Source organism: Nocardia sp. NPDC004415 (assembly GCF_053602435.1).
The window spans coordinates 47,581-66,546 of the sequence record NZ_JBSGDP010000026.1 but is presented as its reverse complement, the minus strand read 5'-3'; the positions used below and the strand labels follow the sequence as shown (position 1 = coordinate 66,546).

Below are 18,966 nucleotides of genomic sequence, written 5' to 3'. Positions count from 1 at the left end.
CCAACAGGGTCACAGATGTGACGTTTGCCCTATTTTCACCGCGCGGTACCCGCTCAGCCGCGCGTTATTCAGCGTCGGCGCGGAATTCACCGTTGCTGTGAGGTGTCTCGCACCCTCAGGCGAGCGCGTAGGCGACATCCACATGTGCCGGGGCGAAGCCGAGTTTGGTGTAGGTGTTCACGGCGGTGGTGTTGTCGGCCTCGGTGTAGAGCAGCACCTCGGTGAGCCCGGTGTCGCGCAGGTACCGCAGACCGGCCAGGGTTAGCGATCGGCCCAGGCCACGGCCCTGTGCGGCCGGGTCGATGCCCACCACGTAGACCTCGCCTGCCGGGGCGGCGTCGGGGTGCGCCTTGGTCCAGTGGAAGCCGAGCAGATGCCCGGGATCGCTGATGTCGAAGGCCAGGAACAGCCCGGCCGGGTCGAACCAGGACTCGGCGCGGCGGGCGGCGATATCGCGTTCGGTCCAGCCGCCCTGTTCGGGGTGCCAGGCGAAGGCAGCGTTGTTGACGCGCAGCAGTTCGGCGTCGTCGGCGGGGCCCGCGTAGGTGCGCAGTTCCACGCCGTCCGGGACCGTCAGCTCGGGTAGCTGCGGAGTAGCCAGCGAGCGGCGCATCTGCCACAGCTCGCGGGCGGTGGCCAGGCCGAGACGGGCGGCGAGGGCCTTGGCGGCAGGCAGGTCACCGTGCGCCCAGACCCGCGCGCCCTCGCCCCCTTCGGCCAGCGCGGCACCGACCAGTTCGGCACCGATGCCCGCCCGGCGTGCGTCCGGGTCGACGGCCACCTCGGCCATCGCGGGATGTTCGTCATGTGCCGCAACGAGATTCGCGTACCCCACCAGTTCGCCGTCGCGCGCGGCCAGCAGATGCCGGGTCGACGGGTCGGACTCGGCCAGCGAGAGCACGGCCTGTTCCGAGACCGGGGCGACCCCGTCGGCGGCCTTGGCCCGGCCGAGCAGGGCGCGCACCAGAGCGGCGGTGTCCTCGTCGATCCGATCGGTCCAGGTCAGATTTGCTGCGCCCACCTCGGCCGCCTCCTCACAGTCGCGCGCGACCACGGCCACGCCATCGCACCATCCAACACCAGCCCGGCCTCCGATACTCCCGGCCGGCGAAGACGGACGGGTCTCGCGGCTACTTGGCGGTGCCGTTGCTGGCCGGGGTGAGCGAATCGTCGCCGTCGACATCGTCGTCGGCGAAGCTCACCGCCTCGCCCTTGGCCGGGGTCCGGGCCGGGCGAACGGCCTTGTAGCCGACATTGCGCACGGTGCCGATGAGCGATTCGTACTCGCTGCCCAGCTTGGCGCGCAGGCGCCGCACGTGCACGTCGACGGTGCGGGTGCCGCCGAAGAAGTCGTAGCCCCACACCTCCTGCAGCAGCTGGGCGCGGGTGAAGACCCGGCCCGCGTGCTGGGCGAGGTATTTGAGCAGCTCGAATTCCTTGTAGGTGAGGTCGAGCGGGCGCCCGCGCAGCCGCGCGGTGTAGGTGCCCTCGTCGATCACCAGCTCACCCAGGGTGATCTTGCCCGTGTTCTCCGGGCTGGCCACGCCGCCGTTGCGGCCGACCAGCAGGCGCAGGCGCGCGTCGAGTTCGGCGGGTCCGGTGCCGGGCAGCAGGATGTCGTCCAGGCCCCAGTCGGCGTTGACGGCCACCAGGCCACCCTCGGTGAGCACCGCGACCACGGGCACCGAGGACCCGGTGCTGCCCAGCAGCCTGCACAGGCCGCGCGCGGCGGCCAGATCGGTCCTGGCGTCGACCAGCGCGACATCGGCGCTGCCGGCCTCCAGCAGCGAGGACACCTCGGTCGGCGCGGGGCGGACGTTGTGCGCCAGCAGCGCCAACGACGGCAGTACCGCGTCGGGGTTGGGGTCGGAGGTCAGTAGGAGCAGCTCCACCGGGCTCTCCTCCTATCTCGTGGCTCCGCGGACGACAGCAGCCGCGTAGCTACGTCGCCGAAACACAGGTCAGTCGTGTGCAACATTAGCGCCTGGCAGGCCATGACCTCGCACCATGTGCCCGACCCGATGTGTCGGCAGCGATAGAGTCACCCGCATGCGCAAGCTGATCATCGGGCTGCTGTGCCTGGCCGGGTTGGCGGTGGTGATCGATTTCGGCGCCGCCGCCTACACGGAATACGACGTGTCGCGGCAGCTGCGGGCCGGAGCCGAACTGTCGGCCGACCCCGAAGTGACCTTCCACGGTTTCCCCTTCGCCGCCCAGGCCCTCGGCGGCCGCTACGACAAGGTGACCCTGCGCGCGCGCAGCATGCGCCCGGACATCCCCGGCGAGATCGGCATGGAGGCCACCCTCAGCGGCCTGCACGCCCCGATCGGCCAGCTGCTCGACGGCGCGGCCCGCAATGTGCAGGTCGACCGGGTCGAGGCCAGCATGCGCATCGAGCCCACCGAACTGGGCAGGCTCTTCGGCATCCCCGATCTCCAGGTGCACACCCGCCCCGCCGACAAGTCCGACAGCACCGGCGGCTCGGGCGGCTCCGGCATGACCACCGCGGGCGCCCTCGTGCTCACCGGCACCCTGGCCACCGCGCCCAACGGCCGCGTCCTCGGCACCGGCGTCGTCCCGACCAGCACCAGCACCCGCGTCCCGGTGCAGGTGCAGGCCGATCTGTTGCTCGACGGCGACCAGGTCCGCATCCAGGCCACCGGCTTCTACCGCGACACCAGCGGCCCCACCGACACCACCACCACGACCAAGAACGAGATCCCCGAGGCCGATCAGGCGGCGGTGCTCGAGCGCTTCAGCCGTACGATCGATACCAAGGAGTTGCCGTTCGGTGTCACACCGACCGAGGTGTCGGCGCTCGGCGGCCAGATCGTCGTCGAGGGGATCGGCCGCAACGTGACCATCGACCTGGACCGATTGCAACGCAGATGATCGAACTCGCCATCCTCGCCGCCGTGGTGCTGGCCGCCGTCGCGGTCGGGCTGCTGCTGCGCCGCCGCCAGGGCGCCATCCGCCCGGCCACCCTCGACCCGCAGACCGCCCAGCGCGCCCGCCTGCTCGACGCGGCCGGGGTCACCGGTTCGGCGCCCGCGGTGCTGCACTTCTCGGCCGACTGGTGCGGCCCGTGTGACGCGGTCCGCCGCGTGGTCGCCGGGGTCACCGCCGACCTGTCGGATTCCCCGAACGCCCCGCGCGACATCGAGATCGACATCGACGCCGACCCCGCGCTGGCCCGTGAGCTCAATGTCCTGTCGCTGCCGACGACCTTCGTCTTCGACGGCGAGGGCAAGGAACGCTTCCGCATCTCCGGCGTCCCGAAGGCGGGCGATCTGCGCACCGCCCTGGAACCGCTGACGGTGTGATCCAGCTCCCGCTCGAGGGGGGCCGCGACATTTCCCGGGAAGACCGGGTAAACTACTCCTCGTGCAATCCGACCACGAGCTGATGCTCACCCGACGCCGCACAGTTGACCTGTGTCGCCTCGGTGGTTGTTGCTGCCTGTGCCACTGATCGGTCGGCATCTGTCGAGGAAATTCCTGACGCCGACCTATGTCCGCCACGCGAGTGATCGTCTCGATCCCCCGGCGAAGCGGCAGATCCGAAGTCAACTGACTCATCTCAGCGCAGGAGTTCGCACCCATGACCACCACTCTCGATTCCGCACCGCGCGTCGATGTCCGAGGGCCACGCTTCGTGGCCTGGGTGACCACCGGCGTGCTGGTCCTGGTGCTCGTCACCGCCGCCTTCTCCCCCGTCGCCGCCGCGATCCTGATCGGCCTGCAGGCCATCGTGTTCGCGATCGGCGCGGTCGGCGGCCCCGCCGAGCACCCCTACGGGCGGATCTACGCGGCGTTCGTGGCGCCGCGGCTGGGTCCGCCGACCGAGACCGAGCCCGTCCCGCCGCTGCGTTTCGCGCAGGGTCTGGGATTCGCGTTCGCCGGTCTCTCCCTGCTGGGCTTCGCGCTCGGCTCCCCGATCGTCGGCGCGGTGTTCGCCGGCTTCGCCCTGTTCGCGGCGTTCCTGAACGCGGCGTTCGGGGTCTGCCTGGGCTGCCAGATCTATCCGCTGGTGGCCCGCTTCCGCCGGTCCACTGCCCCGGCACCGAACTGACCCCCTGCAAGTCATCTCTGAAAGGAACAACATGGCTCGCTCCGATGTCCTGGTCTCCGTTGACTGGGCCGAAGAGAACCTCAACGCCCCCGGCGTCGTCTTCGTCGAGGTCGATGAGGACACCTCCGCCTACGAAGGTGGCCACATCGAAGGCGCGGTCCGCCTGGACTGGAAGACCGACCTGCAGGATCAGGTTCGTCGTGACTTCGTGAACCAGGAGCAGTTCTCCGACCTGCTCTCCGCGCGCGGCATCGGCAACGACGACACCGTCGTGCTGTACGGCGGCAACAACAACTGGTTCGCCGCCTACGCGTACTGGTACTTCAAGCTCTACGGCCACAACGACGTCAAGCTGCTCGACGGCGGCCGCAAGAAGTGGGAGCTCGACGGTCGTCCGCTCTCGCGTGACGCGGTCTCGCGCCCGGCCACCCAGTACAAGGCCGCCACCCCCGACACCTCGATCCGCGCGTTCCGCGACGAGGTCATCGCGGCCATCGGTACCAAGAACCTCGTCGACGTGCGTTCGCCCGACGAGTTCTCCGGCAAGATCCTGGCTCCCGCGCACCTGCCGCAGGAGCAGAGCCAGCGTCCCGGCCACATCCCGGGCGCGATCAACGTGCCGTGGAGCAAGGCGGCCAACGAGGACGGCACCTTCCGTTCCGATGCCGAGCTCGCCGAGCTCTACAAGGATGCGGGCCTGGACGGCGAGAAGGAGACCATCGCCTACTGCCGCATCGGCGAGCGTTCCTCGCACACCTGGTTCGTGCTGCAGGAGCTGCTCGGCCACCAGAACGTCAAGAACTACGACGGCAGCTGGACCGAATACGGTTCGCTCGTCGGTGCACCTATCGAGTTGGGAGCGTAAATCTATGTGTGCAGCACCTACCCAGGGTCAGGCCATCCCGGCCGGCGTCGACGTGGAGAAGGAGACGGTCATCACCGGCCGTGTCCTGAGCACCGACGGTCAGCCGGTGGGCGGCGCGTTCGTGCGTCTGCTCGACGGCAACGGTGATTTCACCGCCGAGGTCGTGGCCTCCGGCACCGGTGACTTCCGCTTCTTCGCCGCGCCGGGTTCGTGGACCCTGCGCGCGCTGTCCTCCTCGGGCAACGGCTCCGCCGAGGTCCGCCCCGAGGGCGCCGGCATCCACGCCGTGGACGTCGCGGTCGCCAAGTAGTACCGCCGCACGACGGCCCTGGTAGGTCTCCTACCAGGGCCGTTTGCGTATTCGTCGCCCGGACTGACTAGACTTCGGCTCGTGGTCTCATCTTCCGATCCGGCCGAGCAAGCCAGTGACGTGACCGACGCGGCCGCCCCGCGTCGCAGCGGTGACGAGGCAGTCAACGTCGCCGCCGAACGAGCCAAGGAGACCGGTGTCCGGAACATCTCCGTGCTGCCGGACCTGCCGCTGCCGCCCGACACCGCGAATCTGCGCGAGGGCCCCGACCTCAACCACGACATGCTGGCGCTGCTGCCGCTGGTCGGCGTGTGGCGCGGTGAAGGCGAGGGCAACCACCCGACCGACGGCGACTACCGCTTCGGCCAGCAGATCACCGTCTCCCACGACGGCGGCGACTACCTGGTCTGGGAATCGCAGACCTGGAAACTCGACACCGACGGCGCCTTCGCGGGCCCCGACCTGCGCGAGAGCGGCTTCTGGCGGGTCGGCACCGAGGGCGACGACGAGATGCTCGAACTGCTGCTCACCCACAGCTCCGGCATCGTGGAACTCTTCTACGGCACCGCCCGCACCCAGTCCTCCTGGGAACTGGCCACCGACGTGGTGATCCGCAGCCAGTCCGGCGCGGTCGTCGGCGGCGCCAAGCGCCTCTACGGCATCGTCGAGGGCGGCGACCTGGCCTACGTCGAGGAACGAGTGGACGCCGACGGCACCCTCGAACCCCGCCTCTCCGCCCGCCTCCAGCGCTACATCGGCTGATTCCGGCCCACGCGCTAGTTCTCGAGCGCGGTCAGGTCGATGTCCAGCGCGAACGGCACCTGGGTCGTCAATCGCTCGTGATAGATCCCCACGGGCAGGTAGCGCTCGGAAACCGGGTCCAGCTCGTAGGCATAGACGATGACCTGGTCACCATTCCCGCGTTCCACGCGCCAGTAGTTCGGGATTCCCGCCTTCGCGTACTTGAACGGCTTGGTATCGCGATCGCGCTCCTCGGAGTCCGGCGAGACCACTTCTACGGCGACGACGACATCCTCGGCGTAGTAGTGACTCTGCGGCTCATCCCGGACATAGGCCGCCGCGCTCACCACGAGCACATCGGGTTCCGGCATCTGCCGGTCGTTCAGTCGCACCGCCATTTCCCGGTCCGCGCGCACGCTGTCGGGGAGCTGCGCGCGCAGCTGCCCACGGAGCATGTCGACGACACGGCGATGCCACTTGCGCTGCGGGCTCACGAAGACCAATCCCCCATCGATCAACTCGGTGTGTTTCGGCAAGCCGCGCATCGCTAGAAACTTCTCCGCCGTGTACCCCCCTGGAGGCGCCAACCACGTAGGTGGCGCATCCGCATCGTCTACCTCCCCGGGGAGCGGCTCTGCGTTCATCCTCACATCGTAGCGACGTGTCACCGCCCCGAGCAGCATGTTTTCCTCCGGACATGGAGCGACCCCCGAGCCATTCGCGGGTTCCGGGGAACTCCGCGTCCCGGTCGGATGGGCCGGGGGCTCGGGGGTCGGGTGACTGCTTGGGATTCGCTCTCAGCGCACCGCTGGGGGTGATCCCACAGTGGGGCTGCTAGCGGGCAGCCACCTCACGCATCCGTTGAACATACATTCTTCAGACCACCTCCTCTCTTGTGTACCGATGAATCTAGCCGTGTGCGGCGAGGTGGGCAATTGATTTAATCGCGGCTCTGACCTGGGTGAATTCTCTCGGTCATGCGTTGCTGTGGGCCGTCGGTTCGATGTGGACGGCGCCGGTGGCCGTCACCGTCACCACGGTGTCCGCGCGGTGATCGGCCGGGAGCTGATGCGTGACCACGACGACGGTGCGCTCCGGACCCACCAGGCCGCTGTCCGCGTCGAGCAGCGCGCGCAGCAGCCGCTCACCTTCGGCGGCGTCGAGATGCTCGGTCGGCTCGTCGAGCAGCAGGGTGTGCGCCGGGGCGACGAGGGCGCGCGCGAGCAGGATGCGCCGCCGCTGCCCACCCGAGACGGCGGCCGCTCCCCCGGCGAGCGTCGTGTGCAGGCCCTTCGGCAGCGATTCCAGCCACGACCCGAGTCCGACCGCACGCAGCGCGTTTCCGGCGTCCTCCTCGGTGAGATCACCCCGGGCGACACGCAGGTTCTCCAACAGCGAAGTACCGAACAGGTGCGCGTCCTCGGCGAAGAACGTCACCCCCGCACGCGGTGTGTCGAACAGCCCCGCCCACGCCATCAACAGAGTCGTCTTCCCGGCCCCACTGGGCCCGACCACGACCACCCGCCGCCCTTCCGGAAGGTCCACCACTGATCCGCCGGTAGCCACAGCGGCGCCACGCACCGGCCCCGCCATGGCGGCGGACTCACGCTCGGCAGCGGCAGCGCGGGTAGCCCCATCGGTAGCAGCGCGATCACGTGCGGTTGCGAGATCACGCGCGGCAGGGCTCGTGGGCGCGACCGTGTCGCGTTCGGCCTGTCGGAGGCGGTGGAGGGCGGCGCGGGAGGTGGTGAGGGTGGTGGCCGCGGTGGGCAGGGCCGCGACGGCTTCAAAGGCCGACAAAGGGACGAGGACCAGGATGGTGAGGGCCATGGGGGTCATTCCGCCGGGGAGGCCGCCGGTGGGGCCGTAGGCGGCGATGCCGACGAGGAGGGCGCCGAGGGTGCTGACGCCGACGGAGAGTGGGGTGGCCGCGGCGGCCCAGGCGCTGTGGGAGGCGGCCTTGTCTTCGGCTGCCACGGCCCGGCGGGAAGCCTTGTCCGCCTGGTCGAGTGCCGCGTCCAGCCTGCCCGCGACGCGCAGTTCGGCGGCGTGATCGAGCACCGTCAGTGCCTCGGCGGTGAACTCACCGCGATCCGCGCGCACCGCCCGCTCGGCCTCCCGCCCCGCCACCGCCGACAACCACGGCGCCAGCACCCCCGAAACCCCGAGCGCCACAGCCAGAATCACCGCGGCGAGCGGCGAGATGATCGCGATCAACCCCACGGCCGCGAGCGACAGCACCACCGCGACCGCCACCGGCACGAAGACCCGCACCACCACGGCACCGAGGTCGTCGATATCGGCGCCGACCCGAACCAGCACATCCCCGCGCCGCATCCCCACACCATCGCGCCGAGCGCCCGACCGCTCCGAGGCGGTGCCGGCCGCCAGACCGGCGCGCTCGGGATCACGCCACCACCAGATGTCCGAATGTGCCAGCGCCCGATACACACTCGTCCGCGCCGAGGTCATCGCCCGCAACGCCACATCGTGGGTCGCCAACCGTTCCAGATACCGGCACAACCCCCGCGAGATCCCGAGCGCCCGCACCGCCACCACCGCGACACTGAGATCCAGCACCGGCGGCATCTGCCACGCCCGCGCGATCAACCACGCCGCCAGCGCCGCCAGCCCGAGCCCACTCCCGAGCGCCACCACCCCCCACGCGACCGCCACCGCCACCCGCCACGGCGACAAGGCGAGCAATCCCCACATCTCCCGCACATCCCCCACCAACGCCCCACGCTCACGCCCGGCCACGAACCCCACCCCCATCGCTACGCTCGTCCGTCCCGTGCCCGTCCGCCGTGGATTCCGGCGGACCGGCGTTCACCCGCACCACGACATCCGCCGCGGCCAGCACGGTCGGCCGGTGTCCGACGATCACCACTGTGGCTCCGCGCACCGCGATGTCGCGCAGGGCGGTGAGGACGCCGTGTTCCGCCTCGGCGTCGAGGTGGGCTGTCGGTTCGTCGAGCAGCAGAATCGGGCGGTCGGCGGCGAGGACACGGGTGAGGGCGAGGCGCTGACGCTGGCCGAGGGACAGGCCGGTGCCGCCCTGGCCGACGACGGTGTCCCAGCGGTCGGGCAGCTCGTCCAGGACTCCATCGAAACCTGTGACGGCACTGATCTTTTCGAGCTTCGACAAGTAGTCCGCGCCACTGTCGGCCGACCCGATACCGCCGACCCCGGCCCCCAGCAGCTCGACGTTCTCCCGCAAGGTCCCCGGCACCAGCACCGGACGCTGCGGCAACCAGGCGATCCGCCCCCACCAGTCCCCGGAATCGAGCTCGCGCACATCCACACCGTCGACCCGAACCGACCCGCGATCGGGTTCGATCAGGCCCAGAATCGCTTGCAAAGCAGTCGATTTACCGCTGCCATTGGCCCCTGTCAGCACTGTCACGATACCCGGCGCCAGCTCGGCATCGAGCCGATCGGGCGCGACACCCGACCGCGCGCCCACCGTCAACCCACGGAGTGTGATCGTGTGCCCTGGCCCGGATTCCGGGACCGACACACCCCGCACCCGTTCAGCGGATCGCACGGAAAGTCGCTCTCGCGCATCACTACCCGACGCCGGGCGCGGCTCCAGCACCGCGAACGCCTTCTCCGCCGCCGCCATCCCGTCCTGCGCCGCGTGGAACTTCTCCCCCACCACCCGCAGCGGCCAGTACACCTCCGGCGCCAGGATCAGCGCGACCAGCCCGGCGTACAACGTCATGTCCCCGTACACCAACCGCAACCCGATGGCGACGGCGATCAGCGCGACGCTCAGGGTCGCCAGGCTTTCCAGCACCATCGAGGACAGGAACGCGATCCGCAGCGCCTTCATGGTCCGCCGCCGCAGCGAATCACCCAGTGCCCGCACCTGATCCACCATGCTGGGCCCGGTGGGACCTTCGCGGCCCAGCGCGCGCAGGGTCGGCATTCCGGCGAACAGGTCGAGGATCTGATCGGAGAGCCGGGTGGTGGCGGCGAGGGTGGCTTCGGCGCGGCCCTGGGTGAGCAGGCCGATGAGGATCATGAAGATCGGGATGAGCGGCACGGTGATCACCGCGATCAGCGCCGAGGTGGGGTCGTGGAAAGCGATGACCACCAGCACGATCGGTGGAACGAGGCAAGCCAGCAGCAGGGCGGGCAGGTAGCCGGTGAACCAGCCGCGCAGCCCACTCAGACCGTTGCCGACGACGACCGCGATCTCGGTGCGCCGCGCGTCGAGCTCACGCGGCGGCAGTTCGGCCCCGGCCCGCAGCACGGCGTTCTCCAGTTCGGCCACCACCGTGCTGCCCGCCCGGTGCGCCAGTCGCGCCTGCCACCAGCTCGCCGCGGCCCGCACCGCCACAGCGATACCGAGCAGCGCCAGTTCGGTCGTCCACGAGGCGAACTCACGCTTACCGGGATCGGTGATCACCCCGGCCAGCACCCGCCCGAGCAGCAACGCCATCGCCACGATCGAGGCAGTGATCACCAGCGCCAGCACGACCGCGATCACCAGATGCGGCCGCGCCGACCGCGCATACCGCCACAACCGCGGATCGACGGGCTTGCGCCCACCCGCCCGACCAGCCCCTACCGCCTCGGCCCGCGATGGCCCCACCACCCGGCGACCGGATCGCAGCGCCGGCTCGTCGACCGCTCGCCCCGTCGAGGAGTCGGCGGCCGCATCGCCTCGCGCCGGGCCCACCGGGGTCAGTCCTTACCGGTGAACGGCAGCCCGATCGGGGCCGGGATCTGTTCGACCCGGATCCGCTGACGGAACACCCAGTACGTCCAGCCCTGGTAGATCAGCACGACCGGGGTCGCGATGAGGGCGGCCCAGCTCATCACCTTCAGGGTGTAAGGCGTGGAGGAGGCGTTGTAGACGGTGAGGTGGTAGAGCGGGTCGATGGTGGAGGGCAGCACGTTCGGGAACATGGAGCCGACGATGAGCACCGTCGCGCCGATCACCGTCAGCGTGGTGCCGACGAAGGCCCAGCCGTCGCGTCCGGCGAGGTTGGCGGCGGCGGCGAGCAGCAGACCGGCCACCGCGAGCCCCAGCATCGCCCAGGTCCAGCCGGTGCCGTAGGCGAGCTGGGTCCACAGGCCGAAGGCACCGACCACCACCGCGGTGGGTATCAGCAGCAGCCGGGCGACGCGCTCGGTGTCGGCGCGCACCTCACCGGCGGTCTTGAGGGTCAGGAAGATCGCGCCGTGCAGGGCGAACAGGGTCGCGGTGGCCAGGCCGCCGAGCAGCGCGTACGGGCTGAACAGGTCCCACACCGAGCCGACGATCTGCTTGCGCTCGTTCAGCGGCACCCCGCGCACCATGTTCGCGAACACCCAGCCCCAGGCCAGCGCGGGCACCCACGACCCGATCCCGATGCCGATATCGCACCACTTGCGCCACTTGGGATCGTTGATCTTGCCGCGGTACTCGATCGCGCAGACGCGCAGGATCAGCGCCACCAGCAACAGCAGCAGCGCCAGGTAGAACCCGGAGAACATGCTCGCGTACCACTCGGGGAAGGCCGCGAACAGCGCGCCGCCTGCGGTGATCAGCCACACCTCGTTACCGTCCCACACCGGGCCGATGGTGTTGAGCACCACACGCCTGCGGGTGTCGGAGCCCTTGCCCAGGATCGGCATGAGCATGCCGACGCCGAAGTCGAAGCCCTCCAGCACGAAATAGCCGGTGAACAGCACGCCGATCAGGACGAACCAGAATTCCTGCAGATTCACGGCGGGCTCCTAGTAGGCGAAGGACAGTTGTTCGACGGACGGCTCGTCCGGGGTGTCCGGCGCGGGCTTCGGCGTGTCCGGCCCGGCGACGACGTACCGGCGGATCAGGTAGAACCACACCACCGCCAGGGCACCGTAGAGCAGCGTGAACACGATCAGCGAGAACAGCACGGTGGTGGCGGAGTGTTCGGAGACCGCCTGCTGCACCGTCATCCGGATGTTCGGATCACCGGTGGGATTGGGCACCACCGCCCACGGTTGACGCCCCATCTCGGTGAACACCCAGCCCGCGCTGTTGGCCAGGAACGGGGTGGGGATGGCGAGCAGGCTCAGCCAGGAGAACCACTTCTGGTCGGGCACGCGGCCACCGCGCGTCACCCAGAATCCGGCGAACACCAGCAGCATGGCGCCGGCGGCGAGGCCGATCATGGCGCGGAAGGACCAGTAGGTGACGAACAGGTTGGGCCGGTAGTCACCGGGGCCGTATTGCACGTTGTAGGTCTGCTGGAGGTCCTGCACACCGGCCAGCGTGACGTCGCTGAACTGTCCCTCGGCCAGGTACGGCAGCACATACGGCACCTTCAGCACGTGGATCACGCTGTCGCAGTTGTTGTGCGTGCCGACGGTGAGCACCGAGAAATCGGGGTCGGTCTCGGTGTGGCACAACGATTCCGCCGAGGCCATCTTCATCGGCTGCTGGTCGAACATGAGCTTGCCCTGGATGTCGCCGGTGAACACCAGCGCGATCCCGGCGAGCACGACCACCACCAGCGAGGCGCGGGCGGCCGGACGCCACATCGTGCGCGCCTCTTCGAGTTTCGCGGCGTCACCGCTGCGCGCGTTGCGCACCATCCACCAGCCCGCCACACCCGCGACGAACACCCCGGCGGTGAGGAACGCTCCCGCGACGACGTGCGGGAACGCCGCCAGCGTCGTGTTGTTGGTGAGCAGCGCGGCGATGCTCTCCAATTCGGCGCGCCCGGTCTCGGGGTTGTAGCGCGCGCCGACCGGATGCTGCATGAAGGAATTGGCGGCGACGATGAAGTACGCCGAGGCGTTCACACCGAGCGCGACGATCCAGATCGTCGCCAGGTGAACGAGTTTCGGCAATCGCGTCCAGCCGAAGATCCACAGCCCGATGAAGGTGGACTCCATGAAGAAGGCGATGAGCGCTTCCAAAGCCAGTGGGGCGCCGAAGACGTCGCCGATGAAGCGCGAATATTCGCTCCAGTTCATACCGAACTGGAATTCCTGCACGATGCCGGTGGCCACGCCGAGGGCGAAGTTGATCAGGAAGAGTTTGCCGAAGAATTTCGTCAGCCGGTACCAGCGTTCGTTACCGGTGACCACCCACGCGGTCTGCATCATCGCGATCAGTGGCGCCAGGCCGATGGTCAGTGGTACGAAGATGAAGTGGTAGACGGTCGTGATCCCGAATTGCCACCGGGAGACATCGAGCGTGTCCATCCGACCTCCAACTTCCACTACGACGACTTGTAGTAGATGTTACGCGGGGAACGGCGCTGATCAAGGGTGACGACGGACACGACGCCGAAACCCCGCAGGGGCACGCCCACCCGTGCCCCACGCACGGCTCACCAGTCGCCGATGGCACCCGGTCGTTCGATGCCCTGATCCACCAGGTCGATGATCTCCTGCGCGTTGTCCGGCGCCGACATACGCACCCCGTCCAGCTGATTCACCCGCGCGGCCAGCGTGATGCTCGACAGTAGCCAGATGCTGTCGCAGTCGAACAGGTCGGCGGTGAACAGCGACTGGTACTTGCACTCCCAGCCGGCCTTCTCCGCAACCGCGAACAGCGAGCGCTGCGTAACCCCCGGCAGCACACCGTTTTTCGCGGGCGGGGTGATCAGCTGCTTGTCGCGCGCGATCACCACCGTGGAGCGCGGGCCCTCGAGCACGCGGTGCTCGGTGCTGTGGAAGATCACGTCCTCGGCGCCCATCCGGCGGGCGAACCGCAGCGCGGCCATGTTCGTCGCGTACGACAGCGTCTTCGCGCCGAGCAGCTGCCAGGGCGCGGCCTGGGCCAGATCGACCGAGATGCCCCGCGCCAGCGACATCACCTTCACACCCTCGGCGCGGGCGGTCGCGACACGTTCGGGGACCGGGGAGACGAGCACATACGCGGTGGGCTTCGGGTCCTCGGGCACCAGTTCCGAGCGCGGCGCGTCGAATTCCGCGTCACGACCGCGCGAGTAGATCAGCCGCAGCATGCCCTCTTCGTCGGCGCCCCACTCCTTGACCGCGAGCTTCACCGCCGAGCGCCATTTCGTCAGCCCCGGATCCGGCAGTTCCAGCGCCTGCGCGGAGCGGCGCAGCCTGGCGAGGTGGAATTCCAGCGCCATGGCGGTGCCGTTGCGGACCAGAATCGTTTCGAAAACCCCGTCGCCCCGCAGTGCTCCGATGTCGTCGGCATAAAGCAACGGCGCGTTCGCATCAGCGAACGCGCCGTCGAGTGTCACAAGTACCCGTTCTCCCATGTGACGAGCGTAGGCGTTATCGGTCCGTTATGCCTACGGCTGCCGGGAAACGGGCCTTCGGATCAGCCTGTCGCGATGCCCGCCTGCGGCACATGTCGGCGCACGCGCCTACAGTGGGTGTTGTGTCGCAGGTCGTCGCCCCCAGTCCTGTTCTCCATACTCCGGGTGCCGTCGCGGGCGCACCGGGCTCTCCCGACGCGGCGGTCGCCTGGCATTACGGCGATCCCTTCGGCGAGCAGAAGGCCGCGGTGCAGCGGGTCGCGGTCGTCGACCGGTCCCATCGCAGCGTGGCCACCATCACCGGCGCCGAGCGCCTGAGCTGGCTGCACACCATCACCAGCCAGCACATCGCCGCCCTCCCCGACGGGCACAGCGCCGAGAACCTGGACCTCGACCTCAACGGCCGCGTCCAGCACCACTTCGTGCTCACCGACCTCGACGGCACCGCCTGGCTCGACACCGAGGCCGAGCGTGGCGCCGAGCTGCTGTCGTTCCTCCAGAAGATGGTGTTCTGGGCCGACGCCAAGCCGGTCGCCGCGCCCGATCACGCCGTACTGAGCCTGCTGGGCCCGCAGGTGGACACCCTGCTGCCCGCGCTGGGCATCGACGCCCTGCCCGAGGTCTACGGGGCCGTGGCGCTGCCCGGCGGCGGGTTCCTGCGCCGGATGCCGTGGCCGGGCGAGCACTCCTTCGACCTGATCGTGCCGCGCGCGACCCTCGGTGACTGGTGGACGAAACTCACCGCCGCAGGCGCCCGGCCCGCGGGCATGTGGGCCTACGAGGCGCTGCGGGTGGCCGCCCTGCGCCCGCGCATCGGCCTGGACACCGACGAGCGCACCATCCCGCACGAGGCCCGCTGGATCGGCGGCGTCGACGAACACGGCGCGGTGCACTTGAACAAGGGCTGCTACCGCGGCCAGGAGACCGTCGCCCGGGTGCACAACCTGGGCAAGCCGCCGCGCAACCTGCTGCTGCTGCACCTCGACGGCTCCGCCGACGAACGTCCCGCCACCGGCGACGACATCACCGCGGGCGGTCGCACGGTCGGCCGCCTGGGCACCGTCATCGACCACTACGAACTCGGCCCGATCGCCCTCGCACTGGTCAAACGCTCGGTCCCCGCCGGCACCGAACTGGTCGCCGGAACCATGGCCGCCGCCATCGATCCCGACTCCGTCCCCGCCGACGACGGCGTCCAGGCGGGCCGCGCCGCCGTCGACCGGCTGCGCGGGCGATGAGCGAGGACCTCCGGCGCGCCGAGTCGGCGACTCCGGCGACCGGCCGTCCGTCTCAGCGGGTCGGTGACACCGGCCGGGTCGAGGCGGTCTGCGTGGTGCATGCCGACATCGAGGTGCGCACCCGGGTCGGACGTTCCGCGATCGACAAGCGGCCGGTCGAGGGTCGCGTCCCGGTGCGGGCGCTCGGGCTCGACGGTGATCACGTCTGCGATGTCGAGCACCACGGCGGCGTCGACCAGGCCGTGTACGCCTACTCCGATGCCGACGCCGACCGCTGGGGCCACGAACTCGGCCGCACCCTGCCCGCGGGCTGGTTCGGCGAGAATCTGCGCCTGAGCGGGCTGCCGGTGAGCGACGCGGTGCTCGGCGCGCACTGGGCGATCGGCGACACGCTGCTGGAGGTGAGCGCGCCCCGCGTCCCGTGCGCCGCGTTCCAGCAGTGGTCCGGCGAACGCCAGTGGGTCAAGCGCTTCACCCTCCAATCCGACACCGGCTGCTACTTCCGGGTGCTCACCGAGGGCAGCATCGGCGCGGGCGACGAGGTGCGCGTGGTGCGTGTGCCCGAGCACGGCATCACCGTGCGCGACCTGTTCACCGGCGCCGACCACGCGCTGCTCGAACGCCTGCGCGTCGAGGAGCCGACCATCTCCGCCGACGTCCACATGCAGATCGACCGGCACACCAGGAGCAGGCGCGCGCTCGCGCAGGCAGGCGGAGGGGAGACGGCGTGAGTGTCGAACTGGTCGAAGTGGTGCGCTCCGGTTTCCGCGAGTGCGTACACCGCGGTTCGGTCGTCGTCCTCGATCCCGACGGCACCCCCACCCTCGAGCTCGGCGAGGTCCACGGCCCGATCTTCCCGCGCTCGACCAACAAGCCGATGCAGGCGCTGACCCTGCTGCGCAACGGCTTCGACCCCGTCGACGACGCCGAACTCGCCATCACCACCGCCTCGCACTTCGGCGAGCCCGACCACGTCGCGCTGGTCCGCCGCCTGCTCGACCGCTTCGGCCGGACCGAGGCCGACCTGGCCTGCCCACCCGACCTCCCCTTCGAGGAGCAGGCCCGCGCCCTGGCCCGTACCGGCTCCGGCCCGAGCCCGCTGTACATGAACTGCTCGGGCAAACACGCGGCGATGCTGGCCACCTGCCTGATCAACGACTGGCCGCGCACCGGATATCTCGAGGTCGAGCACCCCCTGCAGCAGGCAGTTCTCGCCACCATCGCCGACGTCACCGGCGAACCCGAGACCGACCTGGGCATCGACGGCTGCGGCCTGCCGATCGTGCCCGTCTCGCTGATCAATCTGGCCCGCGCGTTCGCCGGTTTCACCACGGCCGAGCCCGGCACCGCGCCGCGCCGGATCGCCGATGCCGTACGGGCGAATCCGCGAGTGATTTCGGGCACCAACGGCCCCGACCTGCTGGCCATGTCGAGCACCCCCGGACTCTTCTGCAAGATCGGTGCCGACGGTGTGCACGCGGGCGCGCTGCCCGACGGACGCGCCTTCGCCTACAAGATCGACGACGGTCACGACCGGGCCAGGATGCCGCTGACGCTGGCGATTCTGCGCAGGCTCGGCGTCGACTGGATCGACGTCCATACCGAGCTCGCCGCCACCGCCGTCACCGGTGGCGATGCCAGAGTCGGTGTGATCCGCGCGATTCCGGGGGTGCTCTGAGACCGGGCGGTCACGGCGAAGAAGGGGCAAACGGTAGCGGTTCGGGAGTTCTTCACCCACTCCTGGGAGCGCGACCGTCTAACACACGCTAAAGTGTCTGTCAGGAAGAGTATTAATTCGAACGGGGCCGCCAACAAACCCCAGGCCGCCCCGCAGTGACGCGAGGGGGTCAGCCATGGGCCGTGGCCGGGCTAAGGCAAAGCAGACCAAAGTCGCACGTGAGCTCAAGTACAGCTCCGCGCCGACCGACTTCGCGAGCCTTCAGCGCGAGCTGTCGGATAGCACTCCGCTCTCACCACCGAGGAGCGGCGGAGTGATCTCCGATGAGCACGACGCAGACGAGTCGGCGTCCCGTTGGAACAACGAGGACGACGACTACGACAGCTGGCGCCGCTGACCGACCGTCGGTGAAGGGGGAGGCCCGCGCGGCCTCCCCCTTCAGCCGTTGTCACTCAGCGCGTCGGGCTCGCAGCAGTACGGCGAACATCCGAATAGACGACGAGCGTCCTGTGCACACACAGGACGCTCGTCGTGTTCGCCGCCTCGAGGCCCCGACCACCCCGAGCGGACGGGTACCTACCCCTTCATCGGTGGGGTAGCCGATCCGGGCACAGCACAAACCCCGCAAACGCCGTGAGCCGGGTCGCGAAAGATCGCGACCCGGCTCAGCGCGTGACAGGGATCAGAACCGCGGGTGGTCGCCCAGCAGGATCGCGCGAGGCGCGTCGGCGTCGGCGGCCTTCTTGACCTGGCCCAGGGTCCAGCAGTCGATGTGGCGGGCGGTGAGCACCGCCAGCGCGCGGTCGGCGTCCTCGGGGGCGACGATGGCGACCATGCCGACGCCCATGTTGAACGTCTTCTCCATCTCGACCCGCTCGACGCGCCCGCGCTGGGCGATCATCTTGAACACCGGCGCCGGGTTCCAGGTGCCACGGTCCAGCTCGGCGACCAGGCCGGCGGGCAGCACGCGCGCCAGGTTGGCGGCCAGGCCACCACCGGTGACGTGGGAGAAGGTGCGCACGTCGGTCTCGGCGATCAGCGCCAGGCAGTCCTTGGCGTAGATGCGGGTGGGCTCGAGCAGTTCCTCGCCCAGGGTGCGGCCGAACTCCTCGACGTAGCCGGTCAGCGACATGCGGTCGATGTCGAGCAGGACCTTGCGGGCCAGGCTGTAGCCGTTGGAGTGCAGGCCCGAGGAGCCCATCGCGATGACGACGTCGCCGGGGCGCACCCGGTCGGGGCCGAGTACCGAGTCGGCTTCCACGACGCCGACGCCGGTGGCGGACAGGTCGTAGTCGTCCGGGTCCATCAGGCCAGGGTGCTCGGCGGTCTCGCCACCGAGCAGCGCGCAACCGGCCTTGATGCAGCCCTCGGCGATGCCGGAGACCAGCTCGGCGACCTTCTCCGGGACGACCTTGCCGATGGCGATGTAGTCCTGCAGGAACAGCGGCTCGGCGCCACAGACCACCAGGTCGTCGACGACCATGGCGACCAGGTCGAGGCCGACGGTGTCGTGCTTGTCCAGCGCCTGGGCGACGGCGATCTTGGTGCCGACGCCGTCGGTGGAGGCGGCCAGCAGCGGCTCGCGGTATCCGCCCTTGAGGGCGAACAGGCCGGCGAAGCCGCCGAGCCCACCCTGCACCTCGGGTCGGCTGGCCTTCTTCGCCAATGGTCCGAACAATTCGACGGCGCGGTCACCGGCTTCGATGTCCACGCCGGCCGCGGCGTAGGAAGCGCCGGCGCCGCTGGGGGTCTGTTCAGTCATTGTGGGGGAAAGCTCCAAACCGAATCGGCGGATAGATGCCTAGTAACTCTAAGTGATCCGCCCGTCCAGCTGTCGTGCG

At 69.6% G+C, this 18,966-nt stretch carries 19 protein-coding genes; 10 read left to right on the top strand and 9 right to left on the bottom strand.

Annotated elements, in window-relative coordinates; genetic code table 11:
- Positions 1-115: 115 nt before the first annotated feature.
- On the bottom strand, positions 116-1,006 hold the full coding sequence (mshD, locus tag ACWEMY_RS14965; protein ID WP_452390482.1) for a mycothiol synthase: 891 nt from the start codon (positions 1,004-1,006) through the stop codon (positions 116-118).
- 124 nt (positions 1,007-1,130) lie between these two features.
- On the bottom strand, positions 1,131-1,892 hold the full coding sequence (locus ACWEMY_RS14960) for a winged helix-turn-helix transcriptional regulator (protein ID WP_452390473.1): 762 nt from the start codon (positions 1,890-1,892) through the stop codon (positions 1,131-1,133).
- A gap of 157 nt (positions 1,893-2,049) precedes the next feature.
- On the opposite strand from ACWEMY_RS14960, the gene ACWEMY_RS14955 reads away from it, so the two are divergent.
- From ACWEMY_RS14955 to ACWEMY_RS14930, 6 genes are all read left to right on the top strand, one after another.
- Positions 2,050-2,892, top strand: coding sequence for an LmeA family phospholipid-binding protein (locus ACWEMY_RS14955; RefSeq protein WP_452390472.1), 843 nt, complete (start codon positions 2,050-2,052; stop codon positions 2,890-2,892).
- Positions 2,889-3,323 (top strand): thioredoxin family protein, encoded by a 435-nt coding sequence (locus tag ACWEMY_RS14950; protein WP_452390471.1) that lies wholly within the window; start codon positions 2,889-2,891, stop codon positions 3,321-3,323. The genes ACWEMY_RS14955 and ACWEMY_RS14950 overlap by 4 nt, the downstream gene beginning before the upstream one ends.
- A gap of 277 nt (positions 3,324-3,600) precedes the next feature.
- Positions 3,601-4,071, top strand: a complete 471-nt coding sequence (locus tag ACWEMY_RS14945) for a DUF4395 domain-containing protein (RefSeq protein ID WP_452390470.1) — start codon at positions 3,601-3,603, stop codon at positions 4,069-4,071.
- A 31-nt stretch (positions 4,072-4,102) separates the two neighbouring features.
- Positions 4,103-4,936: a sulfurtransferase gene (locus tag ACWEMY_RS14940; protein ID WP_375933657.1), complete on the top strand. Its 834-nt coding sequence runs from the start codon at positions 4,103-4,105 to the stop codon at positions 4,934-4,936.
- 4 nt (positions 4,937-4,940) lie between these two features.
- Positions 4,941-5,246: a DUF1416 domain-containing protein gene (locus ACWEMY_RS14935; RefSeq protein ID WP_375933655.1), complete on the top strand. Its 306-nt coding sequence runs from the start codon at positions 4,941-4,943 to the stop codon at positions 5,244-5,246.
- 81 nt (positions 5,247-5,327) lie between these two features.
- A complete protein-coding gene (locus tag ACWEMY_RS14930; protein ID WP_452390469.1) occupies positions 5,328-6,008 on the top strand; it encodes an FABP family protein in 681 nt (226 codons plus the stop codon).
- Positions 6,009-6,022: 14 nt separating this feature from the next.
- On the opposite strand, the gene ACWEMY_RS14925 is transcribed toward ACWEMY_RS14930, so the two are convergent.
- The 6 genes from ACWEMY_RS14925 to ACWEMY_RS14900 all read right to left on the bottom strand — a co-directional run bounded on the left by ACWEMY_RS14925 (position 6,023) and on the right by ACWEMY_RS14900 (position 14,209).
- The gene (locus tag ACWEMY_RS14925) at positions 6,023-6,631 is read right to left on the bottom strand and encodes a Uma2 family endonuclease (protein ID WP_452390468.1); all 609 of its coding nucleotides are present in this window, start codon (positions 6,629-6,631) and stop codon (positions 6,023-6,025) included.
- A gap of 331 nt (positions 6,632-6,962) precedes the next feature.
- Complete coding sequence (gene cydC, locus ACWEMY_RS14920; protein WP_452390481.1) at positions 6,963-8,702, bottom strand: thiol reductant ABC exporter subunit CydC; 1,740 nt, start codon at positions 8,700-8,702, stop codon at positions 6,963-6,965.
- 31 nt (positions 8,703-8,733) lie between these two features.
- Positions 8,734-10,587 carry a thiol reductant ABC exporter subunit CydD gene (gene cydD / locus ACWEMY_RS14915; RefSeq protein WP_452390480.1) on the bottom strand — a complete coding sequence of 618 codons (1,854 nt, stop codon included), beginning with the start codon at positions 10,585-10,587 and terminating at the stop codon, positions 8,734-8,736.
- Positions 10,588-10,679: 92 nt separating this feature from the next.
- The gene (cydB, locus tag ACWEMY_RS14910) at positions 10,680-11,708 is read right to left on the bottom strand and encodes a cytochrome d ubiquinol oxidase subunit II (RefSeq protein ID WP_452390467.1); all 1,029 of its coding nucleotides are present in this window, start codon (positions 11,706-11,708) and stop codon (positions 10,680-10,682) included.
- A gap of 9 nt (positions 11,709-11,717) precedes the next feature.
- On the bottom strand, positions 11,718-13,175 hold the full coding sequence (locus tag ACWEMY_RS14905; protein WP_452390466.1) for a cytochrome ubiquinol oxidase subunit I: 1,458 nt from the start codon (positions 13,173-13,175) through the stop codon (positions 11,718-11,720).
- 128 nt (positions 13,176-13,303) lie between these two features.
- Positions 13,304-14,209, bottom strand: a complete 906-nt coding sequence (locus ACWEMY_RS14900; protein ID WP_452390465.1) for an aminodeoxychorismate lyase — start codon at positions 14,207-14,209, stop codon at positions 13,304-13,306.
- A 92-nt stretch (positions 14,210-14,301) separates the two neighbouring features.
- Between ACWEMY_RS14900 and ygfZ the strand changes: the two genes are divergently transcribed.
- The 4 genes from ygfZ to ACWEMY_RS14880 all read left to right on the top strand — a co-directional run bounded on the left by ygfZ (position 14,302) and on the right by ACWEMY_RS14880 (position 17,522).
- On the top strand, positions 14,302-15,447 hold the full coding sequence (gene ygfZ / locus ACWEMY_RS14895; protein WP_452390464.1) for a CAF17-like 4Fe-4S cluster assembly/insertion protein YgfZ: 1,146 nt from the start codon (positions 14,302-14,304) through the stop codon (positions 15,445-15,447).
- Positions 15,444-16,178 carry an MOSC domain-containing protein gene (locus tag ACWEMY_RS14890; RefSeq protein WP_452390463.1) on the top strand — a complete coding sequence of 245 codons (735 nt, stop codon included), beginning with the start codon at positions 15,444-15,446 and terminating at the stop codon, positions 16,176-16,178. Before ygfZ ends, ACWEMY_RS14890 begins: the two co-directional genes overlap by 4 nt.
- A complete protein-coding gene (locus ACWEMY_RS14885; RefSeq protein ID WP_452390462.1) occupies positions 16,175-17,125 on the top strand; it encodes an asparaginase in 951 nt (316 codons plus the stop codon). Before ACWEMY_RS14890 ends, ACWEMY_RS14885 begins: the two co-directional genes overlap by 4 nt.
- 175 nt (positions 17,126-17,300) lie before the next feature.
- Positions 17,301-17,522: a DUF3073 domain-containing protein gene (locus ACWEMY_RS14880; RefSeq protein ID WP_278264730.1), complete on the top strand. Its 222-nt coding sequence runs from the start codon at positions 17,301-17,303 to the stop codon at positions 17,520-17,522.
- Between the two features lie 285 nt (positions 17,523-17,807).
- On the opposite strand, the gene purM is transcribed toward ACWEMY_RS14880, so the two are convergent.
- Positions 17,808-18,887 (bottom strand): phosphoribosylformylglycinamidine cyclo-ligase, encoded by a 1,080-nt coding sequence (gene purM, locus ACWEMY_RS14875; protein WP_452390461.1) that lies wholly within the window; start codon positions 18,885-18,887, stop codon positions 17,808-17,810.
- Positions 18,888-18,966 lie beyond the last annotated feature (79 nt).

What these genes read in the sequence shown, in the direction of transcription:
- ACWEMY_RS14880 (WP_278264730.1), top strand. Translation starts at nt 17,301, where the DNA reads ATGGGCCGTGGCCGGGCTAAGGCAAAGCAGACCAAAGTCGCACGTGAG.
- ACWEMY_RS14955 (WP_452390472.1), top strand. Translation starts at nt 2,050, where the DNA reads ATGCGCAAGCTGATCATCGGGCTGCTGTGCCTGGCCGGGTTGGCGGTG.
- ACWEMY_RS14935 (WP_375933655.1), top strand. Translation starts at nt 4,941, where the DNA reads ATGTGTGCAGCACCTACCCAGGGTCAGGCCATCCCGGCCGGCGTCGAC.
- ygfZ (WP_452390464.1), top strand. Translation starts at nt 14,302, where the DNA reads ATGTCGGCGCACGCGCCTACAGTGGGTGTTGTGTCGCAGGTCGTCGCC.
- ACWEMY_RS14905 (WP_452390466.1), bottom strand. Translation starts at nt 13,175, where the DNA reads ATGGACACGCTCGATGTCTCCCGGTGGCAATTCGGGATCACGACCGTC.
- purM (WP_452390461.1), bottom strand. Translation starts at nt 18,887, where the DNA reads ATGACTGAACAGACCCCCAGCGGCGCCGGCGCTTCCTACGCCGCGGCC.
- ACWEMY_RS14940 (WP_375933657.1), top strand. Translation starts at nt 4,103, where the DNA reads ATGGCTCGCTCCGATGTCCTGGTCTCCGTTGACTGGGCCGAAGAGAAC.
- ACWEMY_RS14925 (WP_452390468.1), bottom strand. Translation starts at nt 6,631, where the DNA reads ATGAACGCAGAGCCGCTCCCCGGGGAGGTAGACGATGCGGATGCGCCA.
- cydC (WP_452390481.1), bottom strand. Translation starts at nt 8,702, where the DNA reads ATGTGGGGATTGCTCGCCTTGTCGCCGTGGCGGGTGGCGGTGGCGGTC.
- ACWEMY_RS14945 (WP_452390470.1), top strand. Translation starts at nt 3,601, where the DNA reads ATGACCACCACTCTCGATTCCGCACCGCGCGTCGATGTCCGAGGGCCA.
- ACWEMY_RS14950 (WP_452390471.1), top strand. Translation starts at nt 2,889, where the DNA reads ATGATCGAACTCGCCATCCTCGCCGCCGTGGTGCTGGCCGCCGTCGCG.
- ACWEMY_RS14900 (WP_452390465.1), bottom strand. Translation starts at nt 14,209, where the DNA reads ATGGGAGAACGGGTACTTGTGACACTCGACGGCGCGTTCGCTGATGCG.
- ACWEMY_RS14890 (WP_452390463.1), top strand. Translation starts at nt 15,444, where the DNA reads ATGAGCGAGGACCTCCGGCGCGCCGAGTCGGCGACTCCGGCGACCGGC.